The sequence below is a fragment of the Martinezella sp. CNPSo 3795 genome (genome assembly GCF_057784475.1).
In genome coordinates this window covers 205048-212257 of the sequence record NZ_JBXSOQ010000011.1, presented here as the reverse complement: position 1 = coordinate 212257, position 7210 = coordinate 205048, and the positions used below count along the sequence as shown (strand labels likewise).

At 57.9% G+C, this 7210-nt stretch carries 11 protein-coding genes and 1 pseudogene; 3 read left to right on the top strand and 9 right to left on the bottom strand.

Going from position 1 to position 7210, the window contains the following annotated elements; all coding sequences use genetic code 11:
• Together AC13QY_RS25915 and AC13QY_RS25910 are read left to right on the top strand one after the other, a co-directional pair.
• Window positions 1-326: porin (locus AC13QY_RS25915; RefSeq protein WP_488494208.1), on the top strand; the 326-nt coding region annotated here is incomplete at its 5' end.
• A gap of 248 nt (window positions 327-574) precedes the next feature.
• A complete protein-coding gene (locus tag AC13QY_RS25910) occupies window positions 575-904 on the top strand; it encodes a hypothetical protein (RefSeq protein WP_069616257.1) in 330 nt (109 codons plus the stop codon).
• A gap of 168 nt (window positions 905-1072) precedes the next feature.
• On the opposite strand, the gene AC13QY_RS25905 is transcribed toward AC13QY_RS25910, so the two are convergent.
• The gene (locus AC13QY_RS25905; RefSeq protein ID WP_112723085.1) at window positions 1073-1333 is read right to left on the bottom strand and encodes a hypothetical protein; all 261 of its coding nucleotides are present in this window, start codon (window positions 1331-1333) and stop codon (window positions 1073-1075) included.
• Window positions 1334-1507: 174 nt separating this feature from the next.
• Between AC13QY_RS25905 and AC13QY_RS25900 the strand changes: the two genes are divergently transcribed.
• Complete coding sequence (locus tag AC13QY_RS25900) at window positions 1508-1918, top strand: BA14K family protein (RefSeq protein WP_113329025.1); 411 nt, start codon at window positions 1508-1510, stop codon at window positions 1916-1918.
• A gap of 136 nt (window positions 1919-2054) precedes the next feature.
• On the opposite strand, the gene AC13QY_RS25895 is transcribed toward AC13QY_RS25900, so the two are convergent.
• The 8 genes and pseudogenes from AC13QY_RS25895 to AC13QY_RS25860 form a co-directional block, all read right to left on the bottom strand.
• Entirely contained in the window at window positions 2055-3212 is a 1158-nt protein-coding gene (locus AC13QY_RS25895; protein ID WP_488494207.1) for a tyrosine-type recombinase/integrase, read from the bottom strand.
• Between the two features lie 17 nt (window positions 3213-3229).
• Window positions 3230-3394: pseudogene (locus tag AC13QY_RS25890) on the bottom strand (helix-turn-helix domain-containing protein); the annotation flags it as partial.
• Window positions 3391-3798, bottom strand: coding sequence for a hypothetical protein (locus AC13QY_RS25885; RefSeq protein WP_488494206.1), 408 nt, complete (start codon window positions 3796-3798; stop codon window positions 3391-3393). The gene AC13QY_RS25885 and the pseudogene AC13QY_RS25890, both read right to left, overlap by 4 nt.
• Window positions 3798-4268: an ASCH domain-containing protein gene (locus AC13QY_RS25880; RefSeq protein WP_488494205.1), complete on the bottom strand. Its 471-nt coding sequence runs from the start codon at window positions 4266-4268 to the stop codon at window positions 3798-3800. Before AC13QY_RS25880 ends, AC13QY_RS25885 begins: the two co-directional genes overlap by 1 nt.
• A complete protein-coding gene (locus AC13QY_RS25875) occupies window positions 4265-4777 on the bottom strand; it encodes a DUF1643 domain-containing protein (protein ID WP_488494204.1) in 513 nt (170 codons plus the stop codon). Before AC13QY_RS25875 ends, AC13QY_RS25880 begins: the two co-directional genes overlap by 4 nt.
• Complete coding sequence (locus AC13QY_RS25870) at window positions 4770-5540, bottom strand: WYL domain-containing transcriptional factor (protein WP_488494203.1); 771 nt, start codon at window positions 5538-5540, stop codon at window positions 4770-4772. Before AC13QY_RS25870 ends, AC13QY_RS25875 begins: the two co-directional genes overlap by 8 nt.
• Before the next feature lie 9 nt (window positions 5541-5549).
• Window positions 5550-6662: a DNA polymerase III subunit beta gene (gene dnaN / locus AC13QY_RS25865; protein WP_488494202.1), complete on the bottom strand. Its 1113-nt coding sequence runs from the start codon at window positions 6660-6662 to the stop codon at window positions 5550-5552.
• Window positions 6649-7188 carry a hypothetical protein gene (locus tag AC13QY_RS25860; protein WP_488494201.1) on the bottom strand — a complete coding sequence of 180 codons (540 nt, stop codon included), beginning with the start codon at window positions 7186-7188 and terminating at the stop codon, window positions 6649-6651. Before AC13QY_RS25860 ends, dnaN begins: the two co-directional genes overlap by 14 nt.
• Window positions 7189-7210 lie beyond the last annotated feature (22 nt).

Sequence of the window (7210 nt, the reverse complement as noted above, 5' to 3'; positions counted from 1 at the left end):
ATACGGACGGCGACAAGCTGAACAAATATGCAGGCACGAACCAGGACATCTCAGCTTGCACGAGATCGAACGGTACGGTGAATGCCGCCAAATGTGGTTGGGGTGACTGGGCGCTTTGGGGTGGCGTCGGCGTACCGGTCAACGACAAGCTGAAGTGGAATCTGCAGCTTGCCTATACCGAATCCAAGATGTTCGAAGCGACCACAAACCTCAAGATCTATCCGGTCAAGGATTTCCTGGTCGAGCCGGAACTCACCTATGTGCACTACGACTACATCAAAGATGATACGGTCGCCGGCATCCTTCGTTTCGAACGGAACTTCTGATCTAAAACACGCCCGCCGTCTCGATGGGCTGCGGGCGTGCAAATCGGATATCAAGGCCCCGTCTCAACGGGGTCTTTTCATTTTGCACTATGCTGCTATCCGGCCGTTAAGCACGATGCCATCCTTGCGTGCAGTTTTGCCACGATTTGACGGATTTTCGCGCGGTGCTTGATAAGGTTGGCTTGCTAAAGCTTACCTTTGGCTGTATTTCGCTTTCTGGGGTTGTATCCTAAATTGCCGGAGGGAATATGCGCATACGTGCCACGATGGCGGCGAGCCTTGTCGCTATATCAACCATTCTATCGAGCTGTCAGACACCGCAGGAATCTGCGATGAATGCGGAAATGACCTGCCAGTCGCAGGGCTTCCGCCCAGGTACCCAGCGCTATAACCGCTGCGTCGGCGCGACCTACCAGTCCAATCGCGCTCAGGCGCAACAGGCTGAAAACCAGGCTGCTGCCCTGGCCGCCGCCGGCATCATCGGCGGCGTTCTCGTCGGCGCCGCTGTCAGCGATAATCATCATCACCGCGGCTATTACGGCCGGCCTTATTACCGTCGGTGCTACCGCTGCTGGTAAGCGTGGCTTTTATCTGCATTCCAATACGCTCCGTCGGCTCACGCTGACGGAGTTTTCGTTTCAGGCCAACGAACCTCCAGAGCGGCTCCAGGAGACTGCGGCGATTTTCCGTCCAGAGATATGGAAAGACAAGTGGATGGGCGTTTTCGCGTTTCGAAGAAAACGGCTCTAGTCTGGCGGGCTCATTTCCTGGCGGTTCACGAGCTTCACGCTTCGGTCCGGCTGGACAATATAGGTTTCGATAACATCCTGGCCCCACTGGTTCGTGAAGTGATGCTGGAATTGCGATCCGGGAGGCGATTTCGTCAATTTCATATGCGGCTGGCCGCCATAGGTAATGCTGCCCGGGATGGGCTGCACCGATTCCGTCGTATTGCACGAGGAAAGCAGCGGTGCACATAACAGGAGAGTCATTATATAAGGCTTCATTGCTTTGACTTTCCGCCCACTTTCCGTCTTGCGATATCCGTCGCACATAAAGACGGAAGGGCATCTATGAGTGTGGCTCCAAATCACTATATACAGATAATGACGGCGTGCTCGGCAGCAAGGTTGTTGTGCAGATTTACTTGATTGCGCCGCCGGATTTCGAAGGAGTCGCATATGTTTACGATTGCGAGATCGATAACTGCCGCAGGCTTTGGTCTTTTGCTGGCGGCCGGTGCCGCCATGCCGGCGAATGCCGTCACCATGCCGACCCTGACCGTGCCTGCAACCGGACAGTCGGACATCATCCAGGTGCGCGATCACGGTCATGGCCACGGCCATTGGCATCATCACCATAATCGTTGGGGCAGCGGCCATCGGCTGCATGGCTCGGACAGCTATTATGACGACGATTCGGATAGCGGCGTGCTCTTTAAATCCTTTGTGACCGGCACGCTGTTCAACAGGCAGGGCTCACAGAGCTATTACGGCGTTCATGCGCGTGACTGCGCAAGCCGCTACCGCTCTTATCGCGCCTCCGATAACACCTATCAGCCGAGCCGCGGACCGAGGCAGCTGTGCCGTTGAAACGGCAACTTTTTCTGAGCAGGCCGACACTTTTCGCTTGCGTCGGGAAACGCTAAACTCTAAACGAAACAAGCCGTTTCGGCAGGTCGGGGCGTAGCGCAGCCCGGTAGCGCACTTGACTGGGGGATATAGTCCCTCAGTTGGATTTTCCCTTAGCTTTCAAATTCTTATCAGCTTCTCGCGCAGTATCCGTGGGATTTTTCGTGGGACTTCTTGCCGCCTCCAGAGCGTTGCGAATATCGTCGTCGAGCGCGTGCGCGTACTTCGCCGTCGTGGCAACATCGGCGTGCCCGAGCAGCTTCTGCACGACGCGCAGGTTCGATGATCTAAGCACTCTGGTAGCGCCGGTATGGCGCGTGTCGTGGAACCTGAAGTTCGTTACGCCGGATTTCGGGACAGCCCGGCGCATTGCGCTCTTCAGGCCGCTTTCCGTCAGCGGGTAGCGGCGACCTTTGATCAAGCCATCCTTTTTCCTAGTCTTGCGAGCGACGAAGGTGAAGACCTTTTCATCGTGATTGCCGCGTTGCGCCCATAGTAGGTCGAAGATTTCCTGCGACATGGGGATTGTCCGGATCTTGCCGCCCTTGCCATGGAGGGTGAAGCGGCGCGAGAAGAAGTCGACATGCGTCCATTCCAGCGCAAGGATCTCCATCCGCCGGCATGCGACCAGGAATGCGAAGTTCACCGCATCGTCATAGCCTGGCGCCAATTCCTGCATGATGGCGCCTTCCTCGTCGATCGAGGCTTCGCGAACACGCTCGTCCGGCTCCTTCAGCATGTGCTTTCCGAAACTGACGTCTCCTACCGATACCTTCCAGACGTCCCTTGCGCGAAGGAAGATCTCGCGAAGAGGCTGCGTGCAGGTACGGTTGACTGTCGCAGGGCTGACGAGCTTCCCTTCGTGGATCGTACCATCCTTGTGTATGCGGCGCACGCGCTCGCCGCGGCGGCGCGCCACGAGGTTGGCGACAACGGCATCATTGACATTTCGCAAATCGGTATCAGCGCCGAGGTTGCGCTTGAGCCAGTCAAGGTTCCGAAGGGTGGTCTCATAGTTTTTATGATGCTGGCCGATCTCGCGGTACCAGCGCAGGGCGGCGGTCTCGAATGACATGATGCCGCCCGGATCTGGCTCGCCTGCGATTACTTCGGCCTTGGCGAGCGCCCGTTCCCTGTCTTCGAATGCTTTTGCGTCTCGCTTTTTCGTTGCGCCAGTATCGCCAGAAAATCGACGGCCCCTGACGATGAAGTCATACGAGTAGGTCTCTTTACCGGGGCGCTTATAGACGGACATTGCTGGGATCGCCTTTGCTTGAATTCGTCAAGATCTTCCTGCGTGTAGCGGCGCGAGGGGCGCTTGCTCCCCCGACCGACGTTAATCCAGCGCACGAGGCCATCATCCGTCAAGTCTCGGAGCTGTCGCTCTGATATCCGAAGCTGATCAGCCGCTTCCTTCAGAGTGAGAAGATCGCTCATTTTCCATCGGCTCCAATTTCCGTCGGCGACCGACCTGGCAGAGGCGAGCTGGCCGGCTTCGTCGCCTGCTTTGCCCGGATCTTGGCGATCATCGTCGGTGTGTTCACGCGGGCGAGTTCCACCTCGCCGCAGATGAACATGTCGCGTTTGACGGCGTTGCAGAGCGCCGCGAGCGTGAGCACCACGCCGCCGACTTCCTGGCTGATCGAGCCTATTTCGCGGTCGAAGACGTAGTCGACCAGCAGGTGCGCTTCCTCGCGCGTGCAGTCGTTGGCCTGCACAAGTTCCAAAGCCTCCTCGAGGAATCGATGGTTACGCTCGTGGGCGTCCGCGGCGACGGTTTCGCCGAAGCATTCGTGCATCCAGGCGCCGAGGCGCTTCTGAAAGGTGATGATGTCGTTCATCAGAGGAAACTCCGTTGCGCGGGCTCGGCCGGGATGGTTTCGGGTGGCTGGTCGGCCAAGTTCCTTCGCCAGTCGAAAAAACCGAGCGCGCCTTTGACGGGGATAAAATCGATCGGCTTTGGATTGCGGAGGACGAAGCCATAGCGGCCAAAAAACCAAGGGCTGTCCATTGATGTGACGCAGTCGACGATCTCGACCGTGCCGACGATGCCGCCGAATTGGAGATTGGTCTTGCCCGGGAAGCGCGTGCCATCAGGAAACGGATTGCGAAGCGCGGCTTCGCGAGCTACGTCCAGTGCGTCATACCATTCATCATCTGTCATGTCCTTGCCGGCATGCAGGCAGATCGGCCCGCGGATCTTCGTTGACCATTTGCGGTTTTCTACCGGCTTGCCGAGATGGAGGATGCAATGCACCCAAGGCTGACGAACCGAAAGGGCGAGCCTTGGAAGCTCGGTCATGTTTGTCATTGGGGGATACTCCATGGGACGAGCGGTGTGGCGTAGGCGAGCGTCAGGGGATGGCGAGGATGACCATCGAGCGCGGTGCCCCAGCACATGGGCTTTGCCCCCGCACGATCGAGAACGTCAACGACAGAGCGCCAACGGCCGCGCAAAGGCTTGGGCAGCTTCGAAAGCGGTCCCCATGCGACAATGTGAATGTCGGCGCCACGGATCGCCTGCTCGATATAGGCATCGTTCTCTGGGCCCACAGGATCGCCGGCGTTCCGGAGATCGCGAACGTCTTTGCTTATTAAGGCAAACGGGTTCCATACGGTCACCTTGCTTGCGCCAAGACGAGCGCAGAAGCCGTCGACCTTCGTCATCGTGGGATCGTTCCGCTCTCGGTCCGCTTTGGATGGATTGATCATGCCGAGTGAAACGACAGGACCCTCTACGCCGAAGTCATGTTCGAGCAGATATCGATATAATCCGCATTCGGAAAACACAGCGGATCGGCGCAAGAGAAGATCAACCATTGCCTGTCTCCTGCTGCTGAAGGGCGGCAATCTGTTCCGAATGGGGGCCGAGCGGTGAAACGATCGAGCACCACATTTGTGCGGTCTCCGGACGATTATCCCAACTGCCGGTGCTCCAATAGCCTTCTTCGTCGTCGCTTTCGACGCACCAGAAGGAAAGCAGAGTATTCATCTGGACTTCGTGCGGCGGTTCAGAGATAGGCCGCCAATTTTCATAGCGCGACTGTAGCTCTGCAACCTTGCTGCGCAGCTTCACAAGCTCGGCGCATGCGTGATCCATCATAAAATACGCTTCCGGCTGGTAGCCAGTGATACCGGCGCCAATCGCCTTCATCCACCTATCCAGATCGCCTTCAAAGCGAAGGCGTTCACGCTCCGCGGCTTTGGCAGCCTGCGGCTCTGCAGATGTCGATGGAGCGCCGAAGTCCTTGAGCGCAAAATCACGCTCCGCTTGCTTCTCGATATCGAAAGCACGCAAGAGCCATTGCGCTTCAGGGTGCCAGTCTGTGGCGCCGAACCAAATATGCAGCGGCTTGAGCTTCCTGACGGCAGTTTCGCCGCGCCAATTGGTGTAGATCAATTCGATCGGGCTGCCGATCGAACGGGTCGGCGCGGCTTCTCTGGCTGCTTTCCCCGCCGCTGCCAGAGTACGCTCCATCCGTTCGATGACATTTGGATGGAAGTATCGATATCTTGCTTCGACAGAAAACCATTCCTGCAGTGCGGCAAGGGTTGGCTCGTCCGGTATTTTCTGGTCATCCATAATCGCCTCCTAGATCCGCATTGGCATGAGGACGATCAGGTCGTCGGGTTGGCCGCCGCGGGCGCGCAGGATGGCCGGCGAGCCGCTGTCGCTCATAGCGAGCGAGATGATGTCTCCGCCAAGCTGGGATAGGGCTTCGGCCACGTATTTGCCGTTGAAGCCGATCTGGATATCGGCGTCGCCGGTAAAGGTCAGCTCGTCCTCGGCGTCGCCGCTATCGGGGTTTCGCACCGAGAGGACCAGCGCTTCGTCGGCAAAGGCGAATTTCATGGCGTTGCTTTTTCCGTTCGCCATGGTGGCAACGCGGTCGACCGAGCGCTTGAGATCGTCGAGGTCGATCTCGACCGTCGTCGCCTGCTCACGCGGAATGACGCGCTCATAATCTGGGAAGGTCCCGTCGATCAGCTTCGTCGTCAGGATCGTATCACCGGCGACGAGCTGAACGAGAGATTCGGAGACGCGGAGCGTGACATCGCCGTCCTTCGGCAGAACCTTGCTGAAGATCCTCGTCGCATAGCGCGGCAGGATGACGCCGATCATGTTCGTATCCAGCCCTTTATCTGGCGCGATGACGCGCTTCGAAAGGCGATGGCCGTCGGTTGCCACTAGCGCTAGCCCGGCATCGATCGCGTGCAGGAAGATGCCATTCAGATAGTGCCGCGTCTCCTCGGTCGAGATCGCGAATGAGACCTGGTCGATAGCTGCGGCAAGTGCAGTTGCCTTCAGCGCGATCTCATAGGGGAAGTTCTCCACCTTCATGGGGGGAAAGTCCGACGCCGGCAGCACGGGCAGGCTGAATTTCGAGCGGCCGCAGGCGATCTTTGCGTCGCGATCGGTGACCGTCACCTTGATGTCGCTTTGGTCCGGCAGCTTGTTGACGATATCGGAGAGCAGCCCGGCCGGGATGGTGAAGGGCGAGAAGGCGTTGTCGATCTCGGCCGAGAACGGCACTTGCGCCTCGACATCGAGATTGGTGAGCTTCACCATCAGCCGGTTGCTGCCCGTGCCGGGCCAGAGATCGAACAGGACGTTGTGCAGGATCGGGATGGTGTTCTTGCGCTCGACGATGTTCGACGTGAGCGAGAGCGCCGCCTGCAGGGCGGATTTCTTAACCGTGAACATGATTGGAAGCCTCGGAGGAAACTGGCGTCAGGCTCTTGCCGTCCGCGCTGATGATGAAGGAAAGTCGATCGCTCCAGCGGGTCATGAGAACCACGATGTCTTCCCCGTCAGGATGCATCCACCCAGTCATGGCATCCGCATATACTCTCGCGAATTCCTCGATCGTGGTTGCGACGACATCGCCATCTTCATCCCAGAAGGCATTCGTCTCAGCTGGGATGATGTTGGTAGATCCCTCGGGCGCTTTATTATCGAACATGTCCAGCGTCTCCGGGCAACGGAGCGACGATGTGATGGTGCCGTCGGGCATAAGATGTACAACGACGTGCCCGCGTTGTTCGACCCATTTGAAAACGACGGTATCGCCGGGATACCAATAGGTGACGGCTTCCATGCTGGTTTGTTCGTCGAAATAAACTGCTGTTTGGCCGTTGAATTCATCCGGATCGAGCCATGCTTCAGCACTATCTCTGCCTTTGGGCAAGCATTCGTCGATAAGGATCTCAGGATACCATTCGCGTGACATTTTGCTGTCTCCGGCGTGGTGG

What these genes read in the sequence shown, in the direction of transcription:
- AC13QY_RS25910 (WP_069616257.1), top strand. Translation starts at nt 575, where the DNA reads ATGCGCATACGTGCCACGATGGCGGCGAGCCTTGTCGCTATATCAACC.
- AC13QY_RS25905 (WP_112723085.1), bottom strand. Translation starts at nt 1,333, where the DNA reads ATGAAGCCTTATATAATGACTCTCCTGTTATGTGCACCGCTGCTTTCC.
- AC13QY_RS25900 (WP_113329025.1), top strand. Translation starts at nt 1,508, where the DNA reads ATGTTTACGATTGCGAGATCGATAACTGCCGCAGGCTTTGGTCTTTTG.
- AC13QY_RS25895 (WP_488494207.1), bottom strand. Translation starts at nt 3,212, where the DNA reads ATGTCCGTCTATAAGCGCCCCGGTAAAGAGACCTACTCGTATGACTTC.
- AC13QY_RS25885 (WP_488494206.1), bottom strand. Translation starts at nt 3,798, where the DNA reads ATGAACGACATCATCACCTTTCAGAAGCGCCTCGGCGCCTGGATGCAC.
- AC13QY_RS25880 (WP_488494205.1), bottom strand. Translation starts at nt 4,268, where the DNA reads ATGACAAACATGACCGAGCTTCCAAGGCTCGCCCTTTCGGTTCGTCAG.
- AC13QY_RS25875 (WP_488494204.1), bottom strand. Translation starts at nt 4,777, where the DNA reads ATGGTTGATCTTCTCTTGCGCCGATCCGCTGTGTTTTCCGAATGCGGA.
- AC13QY_RS25870 (WP_488494203.1), bottom strand. Translation starts at nt 5,540, where the DNA reads ATGGATGACCAGAAAATACCGGACGAGCCAACCCTTGCCGCACTGCAG.
- dnaN (WP_488494202.1), bottom strand. Translation starts at nt 6,662, where the DNA reads ATGTTCACGGTTAAGAAATCCGCCCTGCAGGCGGCGCTCTCGCTCACG.
- AC13QY_RS25860 (WP_488494201.1), bottom strand. Translation starts at nt 7,188, where the DNA reads ATGTCACGCGAATGGTATCCTGAGATCCTTATCGACGAATGCTTGCCC.